This is a genomic window from Streptomyces sp. NPDC048192 (genome assembly GCF_043202415.1).
Taxonomy (GTDB): Bacteria; Actinomycetota; Actinomycetes; order Streptomycetales; family Streptomycetaceae; genus Streptomyces.
The window spans coordinates 372,311-395,867 of record NZ_JBIDAL010000001.1; the positions used below are offsets into that span (position 1 = coordinate 372,311).

20 protein-coding genes and 1 pseudogene are annotated in these 23,557 nt (G+C 74.3%); 11 read left to right on the top strand and 10 right to left on the bottom strand.

Annotation, left to right across the window (positions count from 1 at the left end):
• Positions 1-31: 31 nt before the first annotated feature.
• Positions 32-1,396 carry an FAD-dependent oxidoreductase gene (locus ACGFZN_RS01635; RefSeq protein ID WP_393856430.1) on the bottom strand — a complete coding sequence of 455 codons (1,365 nt, stop codon included), beginning with the start codon at positions 1,394-1,396 and terminating at the stop codon, positions 32-34.
• A gap of 205 nt (positions 1,397-1,601) precedes the next feature.
• Between ACGFZN_RS01635 and ACGFZN_RS01640 the strand changes: the two genes are divergently transcribed.
• A complete protein-coding gene (locus tag ACGFZN_RS01640) occupies positions 1,602-2,657 on the top strand; it encodes an NAD-dependent epimerase/dehydratase family protein (RefSeq protein ID WP_393856431.1) in 1,056 nt (351 codons plus the stop codon).
• Between the two features lie 13 nt (positions 2,658-2,670).
• On the opposite strand, the pseudogene ACGFZN_RS01645 reads toward ACGFZN_RS01640, so the two are convergent.
• A pseudogene (locus ACGFZN_RS01645) lies at positions 2,671-3,039 on the bottom strand (C40 family peptidase); the annotation flags it as partial.
• Positions 3,040-5,121: 2,082 nt separating this feature from the next.
• On the opposite strand from ACGFZN_RS01645, the gene ACGFZN_RS01650 reads away from it, so the two are divergent.
• Both ACGFZN_RS01650 and ACGFZN_RS01655 read left to right on the top strand, forming a co-directional pair.
• Positions 5,122-7,122: a DUF1996 domain-containing protein gene (locus ACGFZN_RS01650; RefSeq protein WP_393856669.1), complete on the top strand. Its 2,001-nt coding sequence runs from the start codon at positions 5,122-5,124 to the stop codon at positions 7,120-7,122.
• Between the two features lie 112 nt (positions 7,123-7,234).
• Positions 7,235-7,867 carry a GNAT family N-acetyltransferase gene (locus ACGFZN_RS01655; protein ID WP_393856432.1) on the top strand — a complete coding sequence of 211 codons (633 nt, stop codon included), beginning with the start codon at positions 7,235-7,237 and terminating at the stop codon, positions 7,865-7,867.
• Positions 7,868-7,894: 27 nt separating this feature from the next.
• Here ACGFZN_RS01655 and ACGFZN_RS01660 read toward each other — a convergent pair whose 3' ends face one another.
• Both ACGFZN_RS01660 and ACGFZN_RS01665 read right to left on the bottom strand, forming a co-directional pair.
• Complete coding sequence (locus ACGFZN_RS01660; protein ID WP_393856433.1) at positions 7,895-8,581, bottom strand: lipoprotein; 687 nt, start codon at positions 8,579-8,581, stop codon at positions 7,895-7,897.
• A gap of 77 nt (positions 8,582-8,658) precedes the next feature.
• Positions 8,659-9,603, bottom strand: coding sequence for a GNAT family N-acetyltransferase (locus tag ACGFZN_RS01665; RefSeq protein ID WP_393856434.1), 945 nt, complete (start codon positions 9,601-9,603; stop codon positions 8,659-8,661).
• 102 nt (positions 9,604-9,705) lie between these two features.
• Between ACGFZN_RS01665 and ACGFZN_RS01670 the strand changes: the two genes are divergently transcribed.
• Entirely contained in the window at positions 9,706-10,164 is a 459-nt protein-coding gene (locus ACGFZN_RS01670; RefSeq protein ID WP_393856435.1) for a flavodoxin family protein, read from the top strand.
• Between the two features lie 70 nt (positions 10,165-10,234).
• On the opposite strand, the gene ACGFZN_RS01675 is transcribed toward ACGFZN_RS01670, so the two are convergent.
• Positions 10,235-10,900 (bottom strand): GNAT family N-acetyltransferase, encoded by a 666-nt coding sequence (locus tag ACGFZN_RS01675; RefSeq protein ID WP_393856436.1) that lies wholly within the window; start codon positions 10,898-10,900, stop codon positions 10,235-10,237.
• A gap of 432 nt (positions 10,901-11,332) precedes the next feature.
• A complete protein-coding gene (locus ACGFZN_RS01680) occupies positions 11,333-11,875 on the bottom strand; it encodes an ATP-binding protein (protein WP_393856437.1) in 543 nt (180 codons plus the stop codon).
• Between the two features lie 746 nt (positions 11,876-12,621).
• Between ACGFZN_RS01680 and ACGFZN_RS01685 the strand changes: the two genes are divergently transcribed.
• From ACGFZN_RS01685 to ACGFZN_RS01695, 3 genes are all read left to right on the top strand, one after another.
• Positions 12,622-13,497, top strand: a complete 876-nt coding sequence (locus ACGFZN_RS01685) for a helix-turn-helix domain-containing protein (protein WP_393856438.1) — start codon at positions 12,622-12,624, stop codon at positions 13,495-13,497.
• 53 nt (positions 13,498-13,550) lie between these two features.
• On the top strand, positions 13,551-14,366 hold the full coding sequence (locus ACGFZN_RS01690; protein WP_393856439.1) for an SAM-dependent methyltransferase: 816 nt from the start codon (positions 13,551-13,553) through the stop codon (positions 14,364-14,366).
• A 310-nt stretch (positions 14,367-14,676) separates the two neighbouring features.
• Positions 14,677-15,177, top strand: a complete 501-nt coding sequence (locus tag ACGFZN_RS01695; RefSeq protein ID WP_393856440.1) for a hypothetical protein — start codon at positions 14,677-14,679, stop codon at positions 15,175-15,177.
• 60 nt (positions 15,178-15,237) lie between these two features.
• On the opposite strand, the gene ACGFZN_RS01700 is transcribed toward ACGFZN_RS01695, so the two are convergent.
• Positions 15,238-16,299: a glycerophosphodiester phosphodiesterase family protein gene (locus ACGFZN_RS01700; protein ID WP_393856441.1), complete on the bottom strand. Its 1,062-nt coding sequence runs from the start codon at positions 16,297-16,299 to the stop codon at positions 15,238-15,240.
• A gap of 422 nt (positions 16,300-16,721) precedes the next feature.
• Between ACGFZN_RS01700 and ACGFZN_RS01705 the strand changes: the two genes are divergently transcribed.
• Genes ACGFZN_RS01705 through ACGFZN_RS01715 form a run of 3 tightly spaced genes read left to right on the top strand, consistent with a single transcriptional unit; the run spans position 16,722 to position 18,417 of the window.
• The gene (locus ACGFZN_RS01705) at positions 16,722-17,402 is read left to right on the top strand and encodes a hypothetical protein (RefSeq protein ID WP_393856442.1); all 681 of its coding nucleotides are present in this window, start codon (positions 16,722-16,724) and stop codon (positions 17,400-17,402) included.
• Complete coding sequence (locus ACGFZN_RS01710) at positions 17,399-17,677, top strand: BON domain-containing protein (protein ID WP_393856443.1); 279 nt, start codon at positions 17,399-17,401, stop codon at positions 17,675-17,677. The genes ACGFZN_RS01705 and ACGFZN_RS01710 overlap by 4 nt, the downstream gene beginning before the upstream one ends.
• Positions 17,674-18,417, top strand: a complete 744-nt coding sequence (locus tag ACGFZN_RS01715; RefSeq protein WP_393856444.1) for a metallophosphoesterase — start codon at positions 17,674-17,676, stop codon at positions 18,415-18,417. Before ACGFZN_RS01710 ends, ACGFZN_RS01715 begins: the two co-directional genes overlap by 4 nt.
• Before the next feature lie 1,048 nt (positions 18,418-19,465).
• Here ACGFZN_RS01715 and ACGFZN_RS01720 read toward each other — a convergent pair.
• Complete coding sequence (locus tag ACGFZN_RS01720) at positions 19,466-20,770, bottom strand: MFS transporter (RefSeq protein WP_393856445.1); 1,305 nt, start codon at positions 20,768-20,770, stop codon at positions 19,466-19,468.
• 290 nt (positions 20,771-21,060) lie between these two features.
• On the opposite strand from ACGFZN_RS01720, the gene ACGFZN_RS01725 reads away from it, so the two are divergent.
• Positions 21,061-21,351 carry a DUF6343 family protein gene (locus ACGFZN_RS01725; protein ID WP_393856446.1) on the top strand — a complete coding sequence of 97 codons (291 nt, stop codon included), beginning with the start codon at positions 21,061-21,063 and terminating at the stop codon, positions 21,349-21,351.
• A gap of 61 nt (positions 21,352-21,412) precedes the next feature.
• Here the strand turns inward: ACGFZN_RS01725 and ACGFZN_RS01730 are convergent, their stop codons facing one another.
• Together ACGFZN_RS01730 and ACGFZN_RS01735 are read right to left on the bottom strand one after the other, a co-directional pair.
• Positions 21,413-22,585, bottom strand: coding sequence for an iron-containing alcohol dehydrogenase family protein (locus ACGFZN_RS01730; protein WP_393856447.1), 1,173 nt, complete (start codon positions 22,583-22,585; stop codon positions 21,413-21,415).
• Positions 22,586-22,616: 31 nt separating this feature from the next.
• On the bottom strand, positions 22,617-23,552 hold the full coding sequence (locus tag ACGFZN_RS01735) for an NAD(P)-dependent oxidoreductase (RefSeq protein ID WP_393856448.1): 936 nt from the start codon (positions 23,550-23,552) through the stop codon (positions 22,617-22,619).
• Between the last annotated feature and the right edge of the window lie 5 nt (positions 23,553-23,557).

Sequence of the window (23,557 nt, forward strand, 5' to 3'; positions counted from 1 at the left end):
CGGCCCCCTCATCGCCTCCGGCGTACGGGACTCACGCCCCGCTCTCGCGCAGCATGTCCTCACGCTCGACGATCTTCACGCGCTCGCGGCCCTGCGGCTCGCCGAGGGCGCGTTCGGCGGCGTCCAGCCTGTACCAGCCGTCCCAGGTGGTGAAGCGGACCTCGCGCTCGGCGAGGAAGGCGTCCACGGCCTCCGGCTCGGGCGCGGCCGGGGTGTGCAGCCGGCCGTTCGCGTAGTCGTCCAGCAGGTTGGCGACGGTCTCGTTGGCGTCGCCCTTGGTGTGGCCGATCAGGCCGACGGGACCGCGCCGGATCCAGCCGGTGACGTAGGTGGACTGCAGATGGGCGCCGCCCTCCTCGACGACCCGGCCGCCCTCGTCCGGGACGGTGCCCGAGTCGATGTCCCAGGGCAGCTTGGGCAGCTTCTCGGAGAGGTAGCCGACCGCGCGGTAGACCGCCGTGACGTCCCAGTCCTTGAACTCGCCGGTGCCCTTGACGTTGCCGGTGCCGTCCAGGGCGGTGCGCTCGGTGCGCAGCCCGACGACCTTTCCGTCCTCGCCGAGGATCTCCACGGGGGACTCGAAGAAGTGCAGGAACAGCTTGTGCGGCCGCTCGCCGACATCGCGGATCGCCCAGTTCTCCAGCGTCTTGGCGACCATGTCGGCCTGCTTGTTGCCACGCCGGGTCTCGATCGAGCCCTCGTCGTAGTCGATGTCCTCGGGGTCGACGATGACCTCGATGTTCGGCGAGTGGTCCAGCTCGCGCAGCTCCATCGGGCTGAACTTCGCCTGGGCGGGCCCGCGCCGGCCGAAGACGTGGATCTCCACCGCCTTGTTGGCCTTCAGGCCGTCGTAGACGTTCGGCGGGATCTCGGTCGGCAGCAGCTCGTCCGCGGTCTTGGCGAGGATCCGGGCCACGTCGAGCGCGACGTTGCCGACGCCGAGCACCGCGACCTTCTCGGCCTGGAGCGGCCAGGTGCGGGGCACGTCCGGGTGGCCGTCGTACCAGGAGACGAAGTCGGCGGCGCCGTACGAGCCGTTCAGGTCGATGCCGGGGATCGGCAGTTCGCGGTCGGCCATCGCGCCGGTGGAGAAGATCACCGCGTCGTAGAAGGCGCGCAGGTCGTCCAGGCTGATGTCGGTCGGGTAGTCGACGTTGCCGAACAGCCGGATCTGCGGCTTGTCGAGCACCTGGTGCAGGGCGGTGACGATGCCCTTGATGCGCGGGTGGTCCGGGGCGACGCCGTACCGGATCAGGCCGAACGGGGCGGGCATCCGCTCGAAGAGGTCGATGGAGACGCCGGGGTCGGCGGCCACCTCGGACTTGAGCAGGGCGTCGGCGGCGTAGATCCCGGCGGGGCCGGCTCCGACGATGGCTACCCGCAGGGGGCGCGGCATGATCAGGTTCCCTTCGCGTCTGATGGGCGGCTCTGATCGGGAAGCCTAAACTAAGGCTGACCTAACTCGGTATGCGGGTCGGGTCTATGACCTCATAAGTGGATCTTATGGCTGGCCCAGGCCTGCCTTATCGCCCACCCCGGGTGTTCCGCCGCAGCCGTGCGATGCGCGACCCTGTCCTCTCCTGGCGTGAGAGGGGGCGGGCGTGGGCGCGGACGCGGGAACGGCTGTGGCGGTGACCGGCGGCAGCGGATTCGTCGGCAGCCATCTGGTACGACGCCTGCTGGAGCGGGGTTATTGCGTCCACGCCACCGTGCGCGACAGGGCCGACGCGCCGAAGGTCCGGCCGCTGTGGGAGCTGCAGGAGGCGTTCCCCGGCCGACTGGAGCTGTTCGAGGCGGACCTGTTGGAGGCCGGCGCCTTCGACGCCGCCTTCCGCGGCTGCTCGGTCGTCTTCCACGTGGCCTCGCCGTTCCTGATGCCGGAGCAGATCAGGGACGGCCGGCGGGACGTAGTGGACCCGGCGCTGCTGGGCACCCGCAACGTCCTGGCGACGATCGAGCGGACCCCCGAGGTGCGGACGCTCGTCTTCACCTCCACCGTGGGCGCCGTCTTCGGCACCTACGCCGACGTGCTCGCGATGGACGGCCGGGTTCTCTCCGAGCGGTACTTCAACACCGCCAGCACCGTCGAGGACAACCCCTACCACTACGCCAAGACCATGGCCGAACGCGCCGCCTGGCAGGCCGAGGCGGCGCAGGACCGCTGGCGCATGGTGCCGGTCAACCCCGGCCTGATCCTGGGGCCTTCCTTCACGCCGGCCTCCGGATCCGGCAGCCTGTTCCTGCTGGACGAACTGTTCCAGGGGTACTTCTTCTACGGCGCCCCGGACTTCAGCTTCACCACGGCGGACGTCCGGGACGTCGCCGACGCGCACATCGCCGCCGCCGAGAACCCGGAGGCGCACGGGCGGTACATCGTGGCCGCCGAGACCATGACGTCGTTCCACGAGATGGCGCGCGTCATCCTCGCCCGCCACCCCTGCGATCCACGTCTGCCGCGCACCAGGCTGCCGCACTGGCCGGTCCGCGTCCTGGGCCCCGCCTTCGGCCTCACCCAGGACTACATCCGCAAGCACCTGGGCATCCGCTTCCGCGTCGACAACAGCCGCAGCGTCCGCGAACTCGGCCTGACCTACCGGCCGTTGGAGGAGACCCTGCTCGACCACTACGAGAGCCGGCGCGCCCGCCGCCGCGGCTGACCCGTACCGGCCCTCACGCGGGCCGCACGATCCGGTGGATCGCCGACTCACCGGCGCCGTAGATCGACTCCTCGCGGATCCACGCCCCCGGGCCCGGCGCGTGCACCATCATCCCGCCGCCGGTGTAAAGGCCCACGTGCCGGTCGTCGTCGAAGAAGAGCACCAGGTCACCCGGCTCGATCCCGGCGAGGGCGACAGGGGCGCCGGCGAGCGCCTGCTGGTACGCGGCCCGTGGCAACTCGACCCCGGCGGCCCTCCAGGCGGCCTGGGTGAGGCTGGAGCAGTCGTACGAGTCCGGCCCGGTGGCACCCCACACACACGGCTTGCCGATCTGCGCCCGGGCGAACGCGATGGCCTTGGCGGCCCGCCCGGCCCGGGGCGACCCGGCGACAGGGCCCAGCGAGCCGGTGCCGGTCACGGAAGCCATGGCGCCCGGCGCGGCAGACGCCCCCCATTGCGACTCGGGCCACTGCCCGGCCGCGGGGGCGACGGGCGTGGGTGTGGCGGGTACGACCGCTGGGGGCGCGGCCCCGGTCGCGGGGGCCGGCGGTACCGCCGTGAACGGAGGGGGCGGTGGGGCCATGGCGGGGGACGCGGCCGTCACCTGCGCCGGTGGTGCGGTCGCGGCGGTGACCGGCGTGGCGGTTTCCGCCGTGAAGCTCGGCGAGGACGCAACCGACTCGGGCGGTACGTCCGTCACCGGCACCGGTGACGCGGCCATGGGCTGGGGCGGCGCGGCGGCCGTGACCGACGCGGCGTGGGCGGCCGCCGTGGACGTGGCCAGGCGGGCGGTGTACCGGGAGAGCACGTCGCTCGCGGCGGCGAGCTTGCGCTGGTTGGCCGCCTTCGAAGGACCGGGGGAAGTGCGGCCCCGCCGGGCGGCGCCGGGGAACGGACTCGGCTCCTGGGCCGGGGCTCCCTGGGCGTCGGGGAGGGCGGTCACCGGGAGGACGGCGGTCTCGGCAGGCCCCAGACCGGCCGCTCGCGCCGCACCCGGCCAACCGGACTCCGCCGCACCCGGGTCGGTCGTCCACCCTGCTTCCCTGCCTACCGGTGCCGTACCGAGGCCGGTCGGCAGCCCTGCATCCAGGCTCGCTGGGTCGGTCATACCGAGGCCGACCGGCAGTCCTGCATCCAGGCGCGCCGGTTCCGCGGTGCCGAGGGGGGTCGGCAGTCCGGTCTCCAGGCCCCCGGGACCCGACTGGCCCAGGCGGGCCGGGAGTTCCGCATCGAGGCTCGCCGGGTCCGTCGCGCCGAGGCCGGCCGGCAGTCCCGTACCCAGGTCGGCACCATTCGCCGCTCCCGGACCCCACGGCTGCACCGGCCCGAGCCCCGTCGGCTCCACCGGCCCGAGTCCCGCCGGCACGCCCCCGATGGCCGGAGCCGCCAGGGCTCCCGAACCGGCCGGAGCCACCAAGGCTCCCGAACCGACCGGGGCCGTCAGGGCTCCTTGGCCGGCCGGGGCCGGCTGGATGGCCTGACCGACCGGAGCCGTCACGGTCCCCCAGCCTGGCGGCTGAATGCCCCCGGCGTCCCAGTTGCCCCCGGCGCCCCCGCCACCACTGCCCCCGCCCATCGGTCCCGGCAACTCACCCACCGGAACTGGGAGTTCGGGGCGCCGTGGGCCGGGAAGTGCCGCTCGGGCGCTTTCGCGGGCGGCGAGGGCCAGGCTCTCCGGGTCCGTGGGCCGGCCGGCCGTCAGCTCGGCCACCGTGCGGTCCGCGGCCCGCTCCAGGGCCTCGGTGCGGCGCGCGGCCGGCTCCAGGGCGTCCGGGGCGCCGCCCCACCGGCCACGGCCGCGCCGCTCGGCCGACGGGGCGTCGGGGAGCCGGTCCGCGGGGAGCACGGCGGGGACGGTCGGGCCGAGCTTGGCGCGGGCCGCCTCGAACCACTGCCGGGCGACCTCGTCGAGCGCGGGGTCCGGCCGCCGCCGCTTGGCGAGCGGAACACCCCGCGAGCGTTTCACCGAGGCCATGGCCCGGGTCGCGTTGTAGTTCCCGGTGGCGTTCTCGGCCCGGTCGTAGAGGGAGTCGATCCGCTGCCGTACCTCGTCCCGTCCCGGTACCCCGTCGCGGCTCTCCGGCGCCATGGAAGACACGCTCCTTCCTTGCCCCGCAGGGCAGTTGGGCCGTGCGTCCGGTCCCTGACCTGCCGGGCGGCCTCGCGTCAACCTAGCCAACGTGTGTGGCTCATGTGAAGGTTGAGGAGCGAAATGTCCGATACCTTTTTGTGATGTTCGCGACGGCGTTCGAAGGGGAAGAGGCGAGGCTCGCGTTTTCCTGTGAGGTCCCGGTGAATTCGCGAAGGCGTTGAACAGATCGGTCGGGCCGTCCGTATGAGCCCGGGGAGTTCCATGCCCGACCGGCGCACCGGCGCACACACCACACAGGGGACGACCTTGGCACGCAACAAGCGCAGACGCCCGACCCGCGCACGACGCGCGACCTTCGCAGCGGTCGCCCTGATGCTGGGCGGAGGCGGGCTCGTCGCGGCGAACGTCTACGCCTCCGCGACCGAGGGCTGGGGCGGCGGATCCGGCACGAACGGAACCGGCCGCATCCTGTCCGCCGGCATGCCCACGATCGACTGCCCGGACGTCGGCAGCCGGCTGACCGCCGTACCCGAGGCGGCCCGCTCCGACGTGGACCGTGAACTCGCCCTGCTGGACCGGCAGACGGCCGACGCCTACCGGCAGCTCCAGCAGTCGGGCTGGACGGCCGGCCAGGACTCCGGCCCGGTCGACGACACCATCATGAAGCCGCTCAAGGACGAGCGGGCCGGGTCGATCGCGCGGATCGAGGACGCCGTCGACCGGGTGGGGGAGCGCCCGCAGGGCCTGGACGCCCTCGCCGGCTGCACCCTGCGCCCCGGAGACGACACTGGCGCCCAGGCGACGGCCGCCCCGTCCGGCGGCTCCCCGGCCAGCGCCAGCGCCACCGCGTCCGGGTCCGCCGCGCCGAACGGCGCCGGGCAGGGCGGCAACGGGCCCGTCGCCTCCGACTACGCGGACATCACCTCGGTGCAGCCCGATGTGCCGAACCCGCCGCAGCAGGCCGACGCCTCGCGCGGCAGCTTCACCTCCGAGTGCGGTGTCAACGCGAACGGACTGCGCAACTCCGACAACGTCATCGTCGCTCCCGGCGTCTCCAACGGCGCCCACCACTTCCACGACTACGTCGGCAACCAGGGCAACAACGCCTTCGCGAGCGACGACGACCTGGCGAAGGCCGGCACGAGCTGCGTCGACCAGGGCGACAGGTCCACCTACTACTGGCCGGTGCTGCGCCTCCAGGACGGCACGCAGGAACGGGACGCCGGATCCCCCGGCGGCGGCACGGAGGGCAACGCGGGCCGGATCGTCACCCCCAAGCAGGTCACCCTGACCTTCGTCGGCAACCCGCGCGGCAAGGTCACCGCCATGCCGCGCTTCCTGCGCATCATCACCGGCGACGCCAAGGCCTTCGTCAACGGGCCCGGCAACGCCAACGCCTCCTGGAGCTGCACCGGTTACGAGGACCGGCAGCTGAAGGACAAGTACCCGCTGTGCCCGCAGGACAGCGACGTGGTGCGCACCTTCCGCTTCCAGAGCTGCTGGGACGGCCGCAACACCGACAGTGCCAACCACCGCACGCATGTGGCCTTCACCGCCCCCGACGGCTCCTGCCCGGCCGGTTTCCAGCCGATTCCGCAGCTGGTGCAACGCCTCGTCTACGACGTCCGGGCGCCCAGCCTGCAGGACGGAGGCCGGACGGTGCCGCTGTTCGCCGTCGACTCCTTCCCCGAGCAGCTGCACAAGCCCGTCACCGACCACGGCGACTTCATCAACGTCTTCGACGAGGACCTGATGCGCCAGATGGTCGACTGCATCAACTCCGGCCGCACCTGCGGCCCCGACGGCGACGGCTCGGGTGCCACCGCCTCGCCCACGCCGGGCTCCGGCTCCGGTACGACGGCGACCCCGGGCGGCGGTACGACCGGCCAGCCCACCTCCACCGCCACCTCCGGCCCGGCGCCGTCGGCCTCCCAGCTCCCGAGGACCGACGCGACCACCACCCCCGACCGCACGGCCGCACCGACCCGCACCACCGCGCCGACCCGCACGGCCGGGCAGCACCAGCGCACCACCCAGCCGGACCAGGGCCACGAACAGGACCACGGCACTGAGCAGGCCCACGGCACCCAGCACGACCGCACCACCCGGCCCGACCGGTCCACCGAGCCCGCGCGCCCGGCGTCCTCGACCTCGCCCGCTCCGGCCGGGCAGTCGCCGCAGGCCGAGCCCAGCGGGTCCGCGTCCGGTCAGGCCGGTGCCGCCGGCAACGCCCCACCCGCACAGCCCCAGGTGCAGGGGACGCAGGGCGCGCTCGCGGAGACCGGGTCGCATCTGTGGCCCGCGGCGCTCGGCACCCTGCTCGCGCTGTCCGGCGTGGTCATGCTGCTCCGGGCCAGGCGCCTGCGGTACTGACCGTTCTCGCCGCGGCGGCCCGCTCCGGCAGTGGGCCGCCGCTCGCCCGGCATGGAAGGAGCCGGGGCCGAACGGCTTGTGGGAGCGCTCCCAAGAGAGTCAGGATGAGCCCATGGCTTCTCCGTCTCCCGCCCCGGCCGTCCGCCCGTACCGTCCCGCCGACCGCGACGCGGTGGCCGACGTCTGCGTCCGCACCGCGCACAACGGCGGCGACTCCCGGGCCCTGTACCCCGACCAGCGCCTCATGCCCGCGCTCTTCGCCGAGCCGTACTGCCGCTTCGACCCGGACCTCGCCTTCGTGCTCGACGACGGCAGGGGACGGGCCGTGGGCTACATCGTCGGCACCGCGGACACCGAGCGCTTCGTCGAGGACTTCCGGCACGGCTGGATCCCGCTGCTCGCCGACCGCTATCCGGAGCCCGTGGCACCGCCCCGCACGCCCACCGAGGAGATGGTCCGCCTGCTGCACCACCCGGAGCGCATGCTCGTGCCCGAACTCGCCGGCCACCCCGCCCATCTGCACATCGACCTGCTGCCGCCCTGGCAGGGGCAGGGCCATGGCCGCCGGCTGATGCACACCTTCCTGAACGCCCTGCGCGGGCAGGGAGTTGAGGCCGTCCACCTCGGCATGGTCACCGTCAACACCGCCGCCCGTGCCTTCTACGACCGGCTCGGCTTCGAGGAGATACCGGTCGCGGACGCCGGTCCGCTCACCTATCTGGGCCGGTCCACGACCGTGGACTGACGTGCCGCGGGCGGCCGTTCGCGGCGCTCAGCTCAACCGGAGGGTCTGCTTGGCCAGTTCGTACGCCGGCCGCATCGCCTCGTGTTCCTCGGTGTCCATGCCGCCGAGGTGCAGGACGACCGGGCCGTCGGGCGTGCCGACGGCCAGCGCCGTCTCCTTCTTGGTCTCGCCCAGGAGCTTGCTGGTGTAGAGGTACCCCACCTCCACCGCCTTCAGGCCGCCGCCCGTCCTGACGGAGCGGTACGTCGCCTTTCCGGCGCCGTCCTCGGCGGCGACGAACTGCCGCAGCACCGTGCCCGGAGCGGCGGCGCCCGCCTTGCCGGTCCACACGCGCAGGAACCCGATGTGCCCCGCCGGCTTGGCGTCGATCTCGCAGGCCGCGGTGACCGGGCCCTGGTGCAGCAGGGCGTCGGCGACGGCTGCGCTCAGGTCGTCGCCGGACCCCGTCGACGCCTTCGACTGCTCCGCGTCGATCGCCTTGGCCTTCCAGTCCTCCGCCACGTCGAAACGGACGGGCAGCGCGCAGTCCGAGCCGGCCGCGCCGACCGAACCGCCCTTCGCCGCCGCCGCGTCGGCCTCGCTCCGGCCGGACGGGGAAGCGCCGGCCGCGCTTTTCCCGTCGCCGTCCGCCGACCCCGCGCATCCCCCGAGCAGCGTGGCGAGCGCCACCGCCACGGCCGCTCCCCGGCCCACGAACCCCACCCTGACCCGCACGTCCCGCCCCCTCCTGTTCAGGGGCGCAACTGTAACCGAGGGCACGGACACCGCCGCGCGGACCTCCGCCCGGCCGGTCAACCGGTGCCGAGGGCCTTGCCGTAGACCGTGGAACTGCGCCGGACCGTCATGCCCAGGCGCTCGTACAGCGGGAGGGCGCCGGTGCCGGAGTGGGTCCACAGGGTGCACACCGGCCTGCCGAGGCGGTGGAAGGTGCGGAACGCCTCGCGCAGCAGCAATCGGGCGATGCCCCGGTCGCGCTGGTCGCGCCGTACCGCGACCCGTTCGACGTAGCCCTCGTCATGGCCGGGGACGTCCAGCGACAGCACCGCTCCCACCAGTTGATCACCGGCGAAGGCCAGCGGTGACGCCGCCGGCAGGAACACGGTGCGCTCGACGGTGTGCCGCGCCCATTCCGGGTAGCTCTTGCGCCGCGGCTGCCACTCGTCGAACGCGTCCTCGGTGAGCCGGTACGCGGCCTGCTCGTCGCCGGGCCGGAACGGCCGTACGACGATGCCCTCCGGCGCGTCGGGCACCTCGGGTTCGCCGGTCAGCGCGATCTCCAGCAGCCACTCGGTGACCATCCGGGCGTATCCGCCGGCCCGCAGCAGCGCGATCGCGGCGTGATCGGCGTCGGCGACGGTCTGCGCGAGCCGGTCGCCGCCCGCCTGCCGGGCCCGCGCCTCGGTCCAGGCGAGCAGGGCGCCGCCGAGGCCGCGGCCCCGGTGTCCGGGGTGCACGTGGACCCGGGCGCGCCGCCCCTTCACCCAGCCGTAGCCGGCCACCGCCCCGTCGCCGGCGTGCACGAGCAGCGTGTCGTGTTCCGGCCGTACGCCGGGCAGGGTCAGCTCGGCGGCGATGCGGTCCGCGCCGGTCGTGACGCGGCCGTGCAGCGCGCGCTCGTACGCGGCGACCAGGCCGTGGACGGCGTCCACGTCGGCACCGGTCGCGGGCCGGCACCGGTAGCCGGCCGGCGGCCACGGAGGGCGGGGACCGGACTCGCGCGCAGCCGCTCTCGTCACGGCATCCCCTCCTGCTCTCGGGTGCACACTCCCTACCCAGGGGCACCACCGGCCACGCCCGCCGTTTGCGGGGTACGGCGCCGGCACGGCAGGGTGCCGGGTGTGGCTACCTTGCTGATCGTCCATCACACCCCGTCGCCCAACTGCCAGGCGCTGTTCGAGGCCGCCGTCGCCGGCGCCACCGCGCCGGAGATCGAAGGCGTCGCCGTCGTGCGCCGGGCGGCCCTGTCCGCGACCGCCTCCGACGTCCTGGAGGCCGACGGCTATCTGCTCGGCACGCCGGCGAACCTGGGGTACATGTCCGGCGCGCTGAAGCACTTCTTCGACCAGGTCTACTACCCCTGCCTGGACGAGACCCGGGGCCGCCCGTTCGGCTACTACGTGCACGGCGGCAACGACGTCACCGGCGCCGTCCGCGCCATCGAGGCCGTCACCACCGGCCTCGGCTGGCGCCGCGCGGCGAACCCGGTCACCGTCACCGGCCAGCCCGGCAAGGCCGACACGGAGGCCTGCTGGGAACTCGGAGCCACCATCGCGGCCGGGCTGATGCCCGGCGCGTGAGCCCGAGCCGGGGCAAGGCGGCGGCCGGTTCCAGGAATCGCCGGCGAGGAGGACCCCCGGACCGGTGGGGTCAGCGGCAGCGGGAGGCGGCCGGGCTGTCGTGCCGGTGCCAGACGGTCTCGACCACGCGGCCGTCGGGCAGGGTGTGCCGGGGCGGCCCCTCGGCCCGCACGAAACCGGCCCGGGCCAGGGCCCGCCGGCTCGCGGTGTTCCCGGGCTCGGCGCCGGCCCGTACCGTGGCCAGCCCGGCATGGGCGTGCGCGAGGACCGCGCCCGCGCGGAACAACTCCGCGCCCAGGCCCTGCCCGCGGCAGGCCGGTGCCAGCCAGCCGCCCATCTCGCCGGTGCGAGGCTCGAGTTCGAGGGCGCCCGCATAGCCGAGGTCCGACCTGCGGACACACACGAGCAGCAGCGGGTCGTCAGGGCCCGGCACATACGGCCGGGCCAGCTTCCGGGGCACCCGGCGCCCGTCCTCACCGGCGGGCCGCCAGGCGAGCAGGGCCCTGCGCAGGCCGGGATCGGGCAGGACCTCGTCCGCCTGGGTGCCGAGCCAGCGCTGCGCCTCGGCGTCCGCACAGGCGGCGAGCGCCGCCGCCACGTCCAGCCGGGTGCGGGGCGTGAACAGCAGCAGCCGCTCGGTGGCCAGGACATGCCGCCCGGCCTCGGGCCCGCACCGCCCGGGCACGGGCAGCACGGCCGGCGCGGCCCGCCTCCGGCGGATCAGCGACCAGCCCATGCACACCCCCGACGCAGCCGACGCCCGGCGGCCACGGACCCCGTGCCCCGGCCGGATGCGGACCACCCGCACCGCCGGCGAATCTACCCGGGTCCGGGAGCCGGCCGGGGTGTGGTGAGGGGTGTTTTCGGCCCGCAGACCCGGAGACGGGTGGGAGCGGTGTGGGTGGGGGCCGGGTGTCGGGTCCCGGATACCGGTCGGCCGTGGGGGAGGGGAGTCCGGTCCGGTGCCGGGGCGCGGCGTGCACGGGGCTCGGCCGGTGCGAGGGAGCGCCCCTGTCAGCCGTCCTGATCCTCGGAGCCGGGCTTGGGGTGGGTGCGGGTCCAGGAGGGATCGGCGGCCGGGACGGGGGTGGGGGTGATGTGGTGCATGGGGGATCCTTCGGACTAGTGCGGACTGGTGGGGACCGTCCGTGACCAGTAGGGGGCCGTGTCAGCCGGGGCCGGCGGGGAGTTCCGCCCAGACGATCCCGCCGGGCCGGCCGCCGACCGGGGTCACGCCCCAGTCGTGGCTGAGCGTGTCGACCAGGAACAGCCCGCGCCCGTGCTGGTCCTCCGGGCCCGGGCAGCGCGCCGCCGGCAGCACCGGGCCGCCTGCCTGGTCCTCGACCTCGATGCGCAACCGGTCCCCGGTACAGCGCAGTCGGCAGGCGATCCGTGTACCGGCGGTGTGCACCAGGGCGTTCGTGACCAGCTCGGAGGTCACCAGGACCGCGTCGTCCCGGGCGCCTTCCGGCACGCCCCAGGCGGTCAGCAGGTCCCGGACGACCCGGCGGGCGGTGCCTACGGCGGCCGGGCGGGCCGGCAGGTCGAACACGGCACCGGAGCGGCGCGGCGGAGGCCCGGAGGCGGGCCGGCCGGCGCCGACGGGCCCAGCGAGCCGGCCGAGGTGCTCGCCTCCGGGCGGTATCAGGACACCGGCCGGGACCGACGGCCCGCACGGCTGCCGCAGGGCGTCCGCACCGAAGCGCGGCATGTCCTGGGAACCGGCCTCGGTCCGGTCCGGCGCGTCCGCCGTTCCGGCGCACCGGTGCAGTGCTTGAGGGGGGCCCGCGGACCGGTCCGGCGTGTCCGCCGTATCCGTGCACCGGTGTGGCCGGTCCTGCGTGCCCGCCGACCGTACTCCTTGGTCCGCCTCGTCCGCGGCCTCGTGTCCAAGGCTGCCCGTACTGCCCCTGCCGGGGTCAGGCCGGGCTGCGGGGTCCACGGTGTCCGCTCCGCGGCCGGGACGGGCCACGGGCCGGCGCGGTGCGGAGTCCGGGGGCGGAAGCGGGCCGTCCGCGGGGGCCGGTGGCCGGTGCGGGCGCGGGACCGGCGGCAGGGGTAACGGGGCTGGGGGCGGTTCGGCGGAGCCGGGGCTCTCGGCCGGGTGGGGCAGGGGTCGGGGGAGGGAGGGCGGAGCCATCGCCGTGCGCCTTTCGCCCGGCCTCGTGTGGGGGGTGTCCGGTGTCGGGCCGGCCGCTCGCGCAGCAGACGACGCACCGCCTCCCGACGAGGCCGTGGTGCGGCCGAGGTCTCCCCCAACCCGGCCGGGCCGCCTGCTCCTTGGGCCGACCGGAACAGTTCGTCCACTGTGGCACCCGCCAAGAACGCTCCGCAACCTGCAAGTTGAAATTTGCAGACAGCGAAGTGCATGCTGCTCCGGGCCGGAACGTGATCGAAGGGGCCGCGGACAACGACCGTGTGCGACCGTGTCCTGTGACCTGTCGAGGGGGTGGGGGCGTGACCGCGGAGACCGACTGGGGCGGAGCCCCCTCCGTGCTGCGCATGATCCTCGGCCGGCAGCTGGAGGACCTGCGCACCCGGGCCGGTCTCAGCTACGCCGAGGCGGGCGCGGCCATCGGGGTCAGCCACTCCACGATCCGCCGCATGGAGGCCGCCAAGGTGGCCCGGCTCAGGCTCGCGGACGCCGAGAAGCTGCTCCAGGTGTACGGCGTCACCGACCAGGACGAGATCGACACCTTCCTGAAGTCCGTGCGCGAGGCCAACAAGCGCGGCTGGTGGCACACCTACCGCGATGTGATGCCCGACTGGTTCGCCGCCTATCTCAGCCTGGAGCAGGCCGCGCTGCAGATCCGCGCGTACGAGAACCAGTTCGTGCACGGCCTGCTGCAGACCGAGGACTACGCCCGCGCCCTGCTCGGCGCGGACAGCCCGCACGCCTGTGCCGAGGCCACCGAACGCCGGGTGGCGCTGCGCATGCGCCGCCAGGAACTGCTGACCCGCCCGGCACCGCCGCGGGTGTGGGTGGTGATGGACGAGACGGTGCTGCGCTGGCCGGTCGGCGGCGCCGCGGTGATGCGGGCGCAGATCGACCATCTGATCGAGGTCAACCGGCTGGCCCATGTGACCGTGCAGATCATGCCGTTCGCCAACGGCCCGCACCCGGCGCTGCGGGCGGGCGCCTGCCATCTGTTCCGGTTCCGGGCCCGCGAACTGCCCGACATCGTGTACCTCAGCGGTCTGGTCGGGGCCGTCTACCTCGACAAGGCCGACGACGTCGTGGTCTACCGGGAGGCGCTGGACCGGCTCGGCGCCCAGGCCGCGCCCGCCCGGAAGACCGAGTCCCTGCTCGGCGCGATCCGCAAGGAGCTGTGACCCACCAGTTCGTACGCAAGCCCCCGCCCCCGACCCGAATGGGAGACACGGCGTTGCCCGACAACGGATGGCCGGCCGACCGCATCGACACCGAGAACGCCCACTCCGCGCGCATCTACGACTACATCCTCGGCGGCAAGGACTACTACCCCGCCGACAAGGAGGCCGGCGACGCCATGGCCCGTGAGTGGCCCGCGCTGCCGGTCCACATGCGCGCCAACCGCGACTGGATGAACCGCGCCGTGCGCTGGCTCGCCGAGGAGGCGGGCATGCGCCAGTTCCTGGACATCGGCACGGGCATCCCGACCTCCCCCAACCTGCACGAGATCGCGCAGGCCGTGGCCCCCGAGTCGCGGGTCGTCTACGTCGACAACGACCCGATCGTGCTCACCCTCTCCCAGGGCCTGCTGGCCAGCGCGCCCGAGGGCCGCACGGCGTACCTGGAGGCCGACTTCCGCGACCCGGCGGCCATCCTCGGCGCCCCCGAGCTGCGCGAGACCCTGGACCTGAGCCGGCCCGTCGCCCTCACCGTCATCGCGATCGTCCACTTCATGCTGGACGAGGACGACGCGGTCGGCGTCGTACGGCGGCTGTTGGAGCCGCTGCCCTCGGGCAGCCATCTCGCGATGTCCATCGGCACCGCCGAGTTCGCGCCCGAGGAGGTGGGCCGGGTGGCCCGCGAGTACGCGGCCCGCAACATGCCGATGCGGCTGCGCACCCTTCAGGAGGCCCACGAGTTCTTCGAGGGGCTGGAACTGGTCGAGCCGGGCATCGTCCAGGTGCACAAGTGGCGCCCCGACGGCACCGGCGAGGCCGGCATCCGGGACGAGGACATCGCGATGTACGGCGCGGTCGCCCGCAAACCCTGACGGGCCGGCCCCCCTGCGCGGCCGCCGGACGGCCCCGCCGGACCCGGGGCCGGGGTCCGACCCACCTCCCGGACCCCGGCCCCGACCCCTTCGCACGGCGGGCCGCCCGCCGGACATCAGGCGTCGAATGACCGAAAGAGGGCGCACACCCGACCGGAATCCGGCGCAACCATCCGGCCGGCTCATGTTCGGCGGACGGAAGGGGAAAAAGGCACAGGGAAAGCGGAACCACGGCGATGGAATTGAGGTCTTAAGGTCCGCCGACGGCCGGGATCAGCCCGGTCGTACAGAAAACGGGGGAATGAGACGTATGTCCGTCCGCAACCGCACCACCCTGATCACCGCCGTGGCCCTCACCGGCGGCCTCACCCTGGCCGCCGTGACCCCCGCTCTCGCGGGCGCCGGAGCGGACCGCACCACCCGCGCCGCCGCCGTGTCCTCCGCCCAGGGCGACCCGCGCAACGTCACCCAGCACGTGGCCGACTTCTACGGCGCCTACATCGACGCCGTCTGGTCCACCGACGACAAGTCCGCCGGCGACGCCGCCAAGGCGTTGCGCGCCTTCTACCTCTCCGCCGCCGCGCGGAAGAAGGTCGCCGCCTTCGAGAAGAAGGAGCACGCCGACGGCATCCTGTTCGCGCAGAACGTGCCCGTGAAGTGGAAGGTCGCCTACACCGGCTCCGGCGCCGGGCACGCCACCAGCCGGGTCACCCTGACCTGGAGCGACGGCCCGCACGCCGAGGTCAGCCGGATCGACGTGCAGTCCGACCTGAAGACCCTGAAGATCACCGACCTCAAGCAGGTCCGCTGACCGGGGGCGTGCGGTCCCGCCCCGCCCCACTCGGGGCGGGGCTCACGCCCGCCGTGCCGGTCAGGAGCGCCCGTGCGGAGCGTAGGACCGGGGCAGCGGCATCCCGCGGTCGGCCATGATCTGCCGTACGCGGTCCGGGTAGTCGGTGATGACGCCGTCGACGCCCATGTCCATCAGCGCCTCCACGGTCGCCGGGTCGTCACAGGTCCACGGGACCACCTTCAGCCCGCGGGCGTGCGCCTCGGCGACCATCGCCGCGTCCGAGTAGAAGCGGAAGCCCGGGTCGCCGACCTTGCCGGTCTGCGGAAAGCCGTAGTTGGGGGAGAGGGTCGTCACGCCCGGGACAGTGGCGGCCGCCTTCACGAAGTCCCCGCCGTAGTCGTCGGCGTCGATCCCGCCGAGCCACGGGGAGGCGCCGGGCCGGCCGACCTCGAGGAAGTCGTAGTTGGTCAGCGCGACCAGCGGCCACCTCGGCGCGAGACGGTGCATCACCTTCAGCGCGCCCCAGTCGAACGACTCGATGGTGACCTGCCGTTCGATGCCCGAGCGGTGGATCTCCTCGTACACCCGCCGCACGAACACCTCACGCGGCGCGGTCTGCTCCGGCGCCCCCGCCTCGACCTTGGTCTCGATGTTCAGCTTCACGCCCCAGGCGTGGTAGCGCCTGACCAGGTTCAGGACGTCCTTCAGCTCCGCCATCCGGAAGCCCTTGACGACCTCCTGCTCGGGAAATCCGGGGAGCTGCTGGTAGCCGCAGTCCAGCGTCTTGATCTGGGCCAGGGTCAGGTCCTTGATGTACTTGCCGACGTACGGATACATCGGGTCGCCGGGCGTCACCGGACCGGTGTCCTCGCACTTGACGCCGCTGATCTGCCGGTCGTGGTTGACGACGACCTTCAGGTCCTTGGTGATCTGGGTGTCCAGCTCCAGCGTGGACACCCCGAGCCGCATCGCCTTGCCGAAGCCCTCCAGCGACTCCTCGGTCGTCAGGCCGAGACCGCCGCGGTGCGCCTGGAGGTCGAAGGGGGCCGGGTGCCCGCCGCCGGGCGCGGCCTGGGCGGCGGCCGGGAAGACCAGCGCCGGCACCAGGGCCAGGCCGGCGAGCAGATGTCGTACGGACATGGGAACCTCCCTGTCGGGGCCCGGAGATTCTCACAACGGCCGTGCCCGGAGGCCACCCGGCCAACTGAACATTGGCGCAAAGGCAGTTGAACACGGCGGCCGTGACCGCACCGTGCGCGGCGCCGGCCCGTACTCCGCGGCCCCGCCGATGGATCCGCACCGCGGGGGTGGGCACCGCTGGTGTCCGCATGTCCACGATCGTGATCGGCGCGGTGGGCACGGCCGGAAACAACGCTGGGCACGGCCGGAAGCAGCAGGTGCGCGTGGGTGCCGGCTGTCACCGGCCCGGCCGCGGGGGCGCACCCCTGCATGCGAGTGACGCCCCCGGTGCGCGGTGTCGGTGCGGTCGCGCCGGGTACCCGTACGACTCCCCGGATCAGAACGGGCCGATCCGGGCACCCGGGCCGCGAAACGGAGACACCATGACGCACAACGGGGAGGGTGCCGCCCCTGCCGGGCGGCCGGAGGTCACCGAACTCCGCCTCGCCGCGGAGCCGGACCGCCCTGCCGTGTCCGGGGGCCAGCCGGAGCTGCCGCAGGACCGCAGCCAGGCGATCCTGGAAGCCGCCAAGGAGATCGGCGCCCTGCTCAAACGCGCAGGCCATCGCTTCGCGCTCGCCGGCAGCGTGGCCGTGTACGCCCACGGCGGCAGCCGTTACCTCCAGCACGACGCCGACTTCTGCGTGCTGCCCGAGGACGCCGAGGCGGTCGCCGCCACCCTGCGCGAGGCCGGCCTGCCCATCCGGACCCCGCCGGAGGACTGGCTGCTGAAGACGACCTGCCGCGGGCAGAACGTCGACATCATCTTCGCCCTCGCGCACCAGCCCGTCACCCAGGACATGCTCGAACGCGCGCATGTGCTGCCGGTCGACTCGGTGCTGATGCCCGTGCTCGCCCCGACCGATCTGATCCACAGCCTGATCAGCGCCTTTTCCGAGCACTACTGCGACTTCGGGGCCGTCCTGCCCGTCGCCCGGGCCGTCCGCGAGAAGGTCGACTGGGACGCGGTGCGCGCCGCCTGCGGCGACCAGCCCATGCCGGCGGCCTTCCTCTTCCTGCTCGAACGGCTGAACGTGATCGACCCCCAGGAGGGGCAGCCATGACCGACACGAGCCCGCCGCCTCCGTCGGCGGGCGGCACCCTCGACTACCGCGTCGCCCACCTCGCCGAGCACCTGGCCGCCGGGGACCTCGGCGAACTCGGCATACGAGTGGAGCTGCGCGGCGAGGCCGTCCTGCTGACCGGCACCGTGCCCTCCGGCCAGTGCCGGGACGAGATCTGCCACCTGGCCCGCGAGGAACTGGCGGGGCACCCCGTCCACTGCGACATCCTCGTCGCCGGCACCTCCTCGCCCGACCACGGAGAGGACCTGACATGATCCGCGTCGCGGCCGTCGGGGACATCCACATGAGCCCCGCGAGCCAGGGCACCCTGCGCCCCTCGTTCGAGACGCTGCCCGGCTGCGCCGACGTCCTGCTCCTGGCCGGGGACCTCACCCGGCACGGCACACCGGAGGAGACCGCGGTCGTCGCACGGGAGATCAAGGACCTCGGGGTGCCCGTCGTCGCCGTACTCGGCAACCACGACCACCACGACGAGCGCCCGGAGGAGGTCGCCGCGATCCTGCGGGAGGCCGGGGCGCACGTCCTGGAGGGCGAGGCCGCCGTCGTCACCGCCGACGGGGCACGGATCGGGGTGGCCGGCACCAAGGGCTTCGGCGGCGGATTCGTCGGACGCTGCGCCGGGGAGTTCGGCGAACCCCTCATGAAGGAGTTCGTCCGCTACACCCGCCGGTGCGCCGACTCCCTGCACACCGCGCTGAAGGAGCTGGCCGACCAGGACTGCGACGTGCGCATCGCCCTGACCCACTTCTCGCCCGTGCCGGACACCCTGGCGGGTGAGCCGCCGGAGATCTACCCGTTCCTCGGCAGCTATCTGCTCGCCGAGGCCATCGACACCGCCGGCGCGGACCTCGCCGTGCACGGGCATGCCCACGCCGGCAGCGAGCACGGCATGACCAGCGGCGGAATCCGGGTCCGCAACGTCGCCCAGCCGGTCATCGGACAGGCCTTCCACGTCTACCACCTGCCGGGACGCGGCGAGCACACGGAGACGTGACCCCACGGCCCCACCGGCCGACCGAGCCGAGGACCCGCCTGCCCGGCGCGGCTGGCGCGGGGCACTTCGCCACCGGCCGGGGCCTGTCGGTCAAGGTGGCGGCACCGGGTGGCCCTGCTCCGGCCGGGTACCCGTGCTGGGGCGTGCGGTCGGGCGTGGGCGCTGCGGCGCTGCACCGGCTTGGCCGGCCGTCCTGGGAAGGCCGGTCGGGCGTGGGCGCTGCGGCTCGGCCCCTGCCGGGCATCCGTGCTGAGGCTTGCGGTCGGGCGTCGGCGTCTCGGCTCTGCACCGGCTGGGCGAGCCGTCCTGCGAAGGCCGGTCGGTCAGGCGTCGGTGCCTGCGGCTCGGCCCCGGGCGGGCATCCGTGCCGGGTGCCTGGGTTCGGGCGTCGGCGCCTCGGCTCTGCACCGGCTGGGCAGGCCGTCTCGGGAAGGCCGGTCGGTCATGCGGTGGTACCTGCGGCTCGGCCCCGGGCGGGCATCCGTGCCGGGTGCCTGGGTTCGGGCGTCGGCGTCTCGGCTCTGCACCGGCTGGGCAGGCCGCCCCGAGAAGGCCGGTCGGTCAGGCGGCGGTGCCTGCGGCTCGGCCCCGGGCGGGCATCCGTGCCGGGTGCCTGGGTTCGGGCGTCGGCGCCTCGGCTCTGCACCGGCTGGGCAGGCCGTCCGGGAAGGCCGGTCGGTCAGGCGGCGGTGCCTGCGGCTCGGCCCCGGCCAGGCATCCGTGCTGGGGCTTGCGGTCGGGCATCGGCGCCTCGGCTCTGCACCGGCTGGGCAGGCCGTCCGGGAAGGCCTGTCGGTCACGCGGCGGCACCGGGGGGCCTGCCCCGGCCGGGCATCCGTGCCGGGGCCTGCGATCGGGTCTGGACGCCTCGGCGCCGCACCGGCCGGGCGGCCGTGGTGGAGGCTCGGGAAGGCGTCGGCCGGGCGGTGGCCCGCCGGGCCCGCAGCGGTCGGGTGGTGGTCTACCGGGTCCGCAGTGGTCGGGCGGTGGCCCATCAGGCTCGCAGCGGTCGGGCAGCCGTGTTCGGGGCCAGGGAGGCCCCGTCGGCTCAGGCTGCCGTGCTCAGGGCCTCTCGGCCGGTGACGTCGCCGTCGCGGGTGGCCACGACCGGCGGCAGGATGGTGCCGCGGCGGCGCAGGAGCAGGCCCGCGCCGATCGATCCGGCGATGAGCAGCCCGCCGGTGACCAGCGCGCCGCGGGCGCCGGCCCACTCCATCAGCAGGCCCAGCAGGGGCGGCCCGCCCAGGCCCCACACCGTGCCGATGGTGCTCCACACGCCGAGCACCCGGCCGCGCAGGTGGGCCGGCGGATCGGTCTGCAGGACGGCCGTGCCGGCGGTGTCGGAGACGGACTCCACCACGGCCATGGGCAGCACCAGCACCATCAGGACGGCCAGCGAGGGCGACAGGCCCGCGACGACCTGGAGGAGCGCGCCGCCCGCCGCGAGCAGCCCCACGGTCCGCACCGAGGGACTGCGCAGCCGGGCGCCGAGGACCGCCCCGATGATGCCGCCGACCGCCAGCACCGTGGAGACGGTGCCGAACGACCCGGCGCCGCCCGCGAGCGGCCCGGTGACGAGGACCGCGAGGGTGAGGCCGTAGTTCCGGCCGAAGACGGAGCTGATCCCGGTGATCCCGGCGAGGGCCACCAGCCGGGGCCGGCCCACGAAGAACCGCAGTCCCTCCCGGATGCTCATCTCCGCGGCCGCCGGTACCGCGCGCATCCTGGCGGCCGGCTCGGCCCCGGCGCCGTGCACGGGCCGCAGGAACGGCACGACCGACGCCACGAACAGGAACGACAGCCCGTTGGCGGCGTACGCGGCGGCCGTGCCGAGAAGGGCCACGGCCACACCGGCGAGCGCGGTGCCGGCGAGCCGCCCCGCGCTGTGCACGAGGGCGCCCACACCGATCGCCGACGGCACGTCCTCCCGGGGCACGAGGTCGTTGCCGAGCAGCGCACACGCCGGGCCGTCGACGGTGGCGATGATGCCGGTGACGGCGGCCAGCGCCAGCAGCGACGTCATGTCGATCCGGTCGAACGCCACCAGCAGCGCCGTGGTGAAGGCGACCGCGCCGAGCAGCGACTGGCTCACCGCGACCGTCAGCTTCCGCGGCCAGCGGTCCACGGCCGTGCCGCCCAGGAGACTCACGAACAGCGCGGGCGCCGCCTGAACGGAGATCGACAGGCCGGTCGCCGCGGCGGAGTGGGTGATGTGCAGCACGAGCAGGTTCTGCACGGTGAGCTGCATCCAGGTGCCGGCGTTCGAGACGAGGTTCGCCAGCGACCACCAGCGCATGCCGCGGTGGCGCAGGGACCGCCACGGTGAGCGCGAGGCGGACGCGGGGGCGGGCACGGGCACGGGTGTGGGCAGGGCGGGGGGAGCAGACACAGGGGGGTACTCGGCAACCAGGGGTGGTGAGAGTGACCGGCGGAACCCGTCGGCCGGCTTCGCTGCGCGGCCGGGCCGCCCGGTCAGGGCGCCGACCATGGTGGCAGACGGGAGGGCACAGTCGTCGCCCGGGCACTCGACGGCCGGCTGCCGGAAAGGCCAACGCCCCGTCCCCGTACGTCGTTTGGGCCGCGGGTGTGGTTCCTCACAGACCCCGGTTCGCCGCACACCAGACTGACGGAAGGAGGCCTTCCATGCGTGACGAACGCCACGCACGCACGGCGGTGCGCACCGGCACAGAACCGGCCACCGCGCGCAGCGCGCTGCGGCTGCGCCGGTTGCTGTCCGCCGTGTTCCTGCCGCTGTTCGCCGCGGCGGCCGCCGGCTTCGCCCTCTGGGCTTCCCGCTCCGGCCCCGGCGACAGCCCCGGCAGCGGCCCGCTCACCGTCCTCGCGGCGGTCTGCGGCGCCCTCGCGCTGGGCGCGGCGCTGGACCTCGTGGTCGTGGGCAGGCGCGGAAGGGCGGAGCGGCAGGAACGAGGGTGACCGGCCACGCGGCGGGTCCGGCGCGGCACCCGCACCGGGGCAGGTGCCGCCCGCCCGACCCTCAGTACACGCGCATCAGCAGCTCGAGCACCTCGGCCTGCTCCGGCAGCCGCGGCGCGTTCTTCGTCACCGCGTCCGCGACCGCGCCCGCCGCGATGTCCGGGAGCAGGGCGCGGTCGGCGCCCAGCTCGCGCAGCGGCCGCTTGACGTCCAGCGCCCCGGACAGCTCTCGTACGGCGGTCGCGGCCGCGCGCGCCCAGTCGCCGTCCGCGGGCGGCGGCACCCGCATCGCGCGCGCCGCCTGCTCGTAGGCGTCCGCCGCCGCCGGCGCGCTGAACTCCATGACCTCCTCCAGGACGGCGGCGAGGGCGACGCCGTGCGGGGTGCCGGTGTGGGCGGTGAGGGCGTGGCCGATGCCGTGGACCAGGCCGAGCCCGGACAGGGTCAGGGCCTGGCCGGCCAGATGGGCGCCCATCATCAGCTCGGCGCGCGCGTCGAGGTCGGATCCGTCCCGGTGCGCGGCCGGCAGCGCGCGGGCGATCATGCCCACGGCCTGGGTGGCGTAGGCCACGGAGAAGGCGTTCGCGCCGCGCGAGGCCAGGGACTCGATGCCGTGCACGAGGGCGTCGATGCCGGTCGCGGCCGTCGCAGCGGGCGGCAGGCCGAGCGTCAGCTCCGGGTCCAGCAGGGCGACCCGCGGCTTGACGGAGGGATGGCCGATATACACCTTCCGGCACGCCGTCGTGTCCTCGATCACCCCGAAGCCGTTCGTCTCGGCGCCGGTGCCGGAGGTCGTCGGCACGGCGATCAGCGGCAGCCCGTCGGCCGCCTCCCAGAGGTCGTCGGCGTCGGCGGCGACCGCGTCGGGATTGCCCACCAGCAGGGACACGCCCTTCGCGGCGTCCAGCACCGAGCCGCCGCCCAGCGCGACGACCGCGGCCGGACCGAAGGCGCGGGCCCGGGCGGCGCCCGCGTCGACGTTCCCGGTGGACGGGTTGGGCGCCACCTCGTCGTACACGGTGTACTCCACGCCCGCCGCGTCCAGGATCTTCAGGGCGCGTCCGGCGACGCCGGCCGCGCGCAGCCCCCGGTCGGTGACGACGAAGGCGCGGCGGTGACCGGTGTCCGCGATCAGGTCGGGGAGCAGGTCGATCCGGCCGGGCCCGAACTCGACACGGCAGACGGTGTCCAGGCTCAGCGCTGCGAGGGCGGCGGGGGCGGGGTTGTCGGTCATGGGGTGCGGCTCCCTCGAAGAGTTCGATGCGTCAGACCGTGACGGTGGTGGCGTCGAGCGTGGCGGCCGGGGACGGCAGCCGGAACTCCCGTCCGGCCAGCGCCTCGTACAGGCGCACCGGGCTCATCTCGCCCGCCTGTTCGCCGTGCTGCGCCTTGGCGCGGCGGTAGACCTGCTCGACCAGGGCCGACAGCTCCGTGGAGACGCCCAGGTCGCGGCCGAGGTCGACGGCGAGCCCGAGGTCCTTGCAGGCCAGCGCCATCGCGAAGGAGTCGTCGTAGTCGCCGTCGGCGAGCACGCACATGATGTCGTTCTCCAGGAAGTGCGACGCCGCGGGCGAGGCGAGCAGGGAGTTGCGCAGCACGCCCAGGTCGACGCCCGCCTTGACGCCCATCGCCAGCACCTCGCTGGTGGCGACGAGATGGCTGAACCACAGCAGGTTGATCATGAGTTTGACGGTGTAGCCGGCGCCGAGCGGGCCGACGTGCAGGACGCGGTCGGGGTCGCCGAGCGTCTCGAAGACCGGCAGGGCGATCCGGAAGTCGTCGTCGGCGCCGCCCGCGAAGATCTGCAGTGTGCCCGCCTCGGCGCCGCGTGCCATCCCGCTGACCGGTGCGTCCAGCCGTCGTACGCCCCGGGCGTCCAGGACCTCGGCCGCGACCCGCTCGGCGGCGGCCGGAGTGGATGTCGACATGTCGATCCACAATGTGCCTGCGGGCAGCGCCTCGGCGGCCCCGCCGCGCAGCAGCACGTCCTCCACGATGCGCGGGGTGGGCAGCATCGTGATCAGGAACTCGGCGTCGCGCGCACAGTCGGCGGGGGTGTCCGCCCAGCGGGCGCCGAGCGCGAGATGCTCGGCGGCGGCCGCGGGCCGGGTGTCGTGCACGGTGAGCAGGTGCCCGGCGTGGATCAGGTGCCGCGCCATGTGCCGCCCCATGTTGCCCAGGCCGATGAAACCGATCCTCATCAGTC

Excerpts from the sequence above, each read along its gene's own strand:
- ACGFZN_RS01725 (WP_393856446.1), top strand. The coding sequence starts at position 21,061 with ATGCGTGACGAACGCCACGCACGCACGGCGGTGCGCACCGGCACAGAA.
- ACGFZN_RS01735 (WP_393856448.1), bottom strand. The coding sequence starts at position 23,552 with ATGAGGATCGGTTTCATCGGCCTGGGCAACATGGGGCGGCACATGGCG.
- ACGFZN_RS01695 (WP_393856440.1), top strand. The coding sequence starts at position 14,677 with ATGTCCGTCCGCAACCGCACCACCCTGATCACCGCCGTGGCCCTCACC.
- ACGFZN_RS01710 (WP_393856443.1), top strand. The coding sequence starts at position 17,399 with ATGACCGACACGAGCCCGCCGCCTCCGTCGGCGGGCGGCACCCTCGAC.
- ACGFZN_RS01655 (WP_393856432.1), top strand. The coding sequence starts at position 7,235 with ATGGCTTCTCCGTCTCCCGCCCCGGCCGTCCGCCCGTACCGTCCCGCC.
- ACGFZN_RS01715 (WP_393856444.1), top strand. The coding sequence starts at position 17,674 with ATGATCCGCGTCGCGGCCGTCGGGGACATCCACATGAGCCCCGCGAGC.
- ACGFZN_RS01675 (WP_393856436.1), bottom strand. The coding sequence starts at position 10,900 with ATGGGCTGGTCGCTGATCCGCCGGAGGCGGGCCGCGCCGGCCGTGCTG.
- ACGFZN_RS01635 (WP_393856430.1), bottom strand. The coding sequence starts at position 1,396 with ATGCCGCGCCCCCTGCGGGTAGCCATCGTCGGAGCCGGCCCCGCCGGG.
- ACGFZN_RS01650 (WP_393856669.1), top strand. The coding sequence starts at position 5,122 with ATGCTGGGCGGAGGCGGGCTCGTCGCGGCGAACGTCTACGCCTCCGCG.
- ACGFZN_RS01680 (WP_393856437.1), bottom strand. The coding sequence starts at position 11,875 with ATGCCGCGCTTCGGTGCGGACGCCCTGCGGCAGCCGTGCGGGCCGTCG.
- ACGFZN_RS01730 (WP_393856447.1), bottom strand. The coding sequence starts at position 22,585 with ATGACCGACAACCCCGCCCCCGCCGCCCTCGCAGCGCTGAGCCTGGAC.
- ACGFZN_RS01705 (WP_393856442.1), top strand. The coding sequence starts at position 16,722 with ATGACGCACAACGGGGAGGGTGCCGCCCCTGCCGGGCGGCCGGAGGTC.
- ACGFZN_RS01700 (WP_393856441.1), bottom strand. The coding sequence starts at position 16,299 with ATGTCCGTACGACATCTGCTCGCCGGCCTGGCCCTGGTGCCGGCGCTG.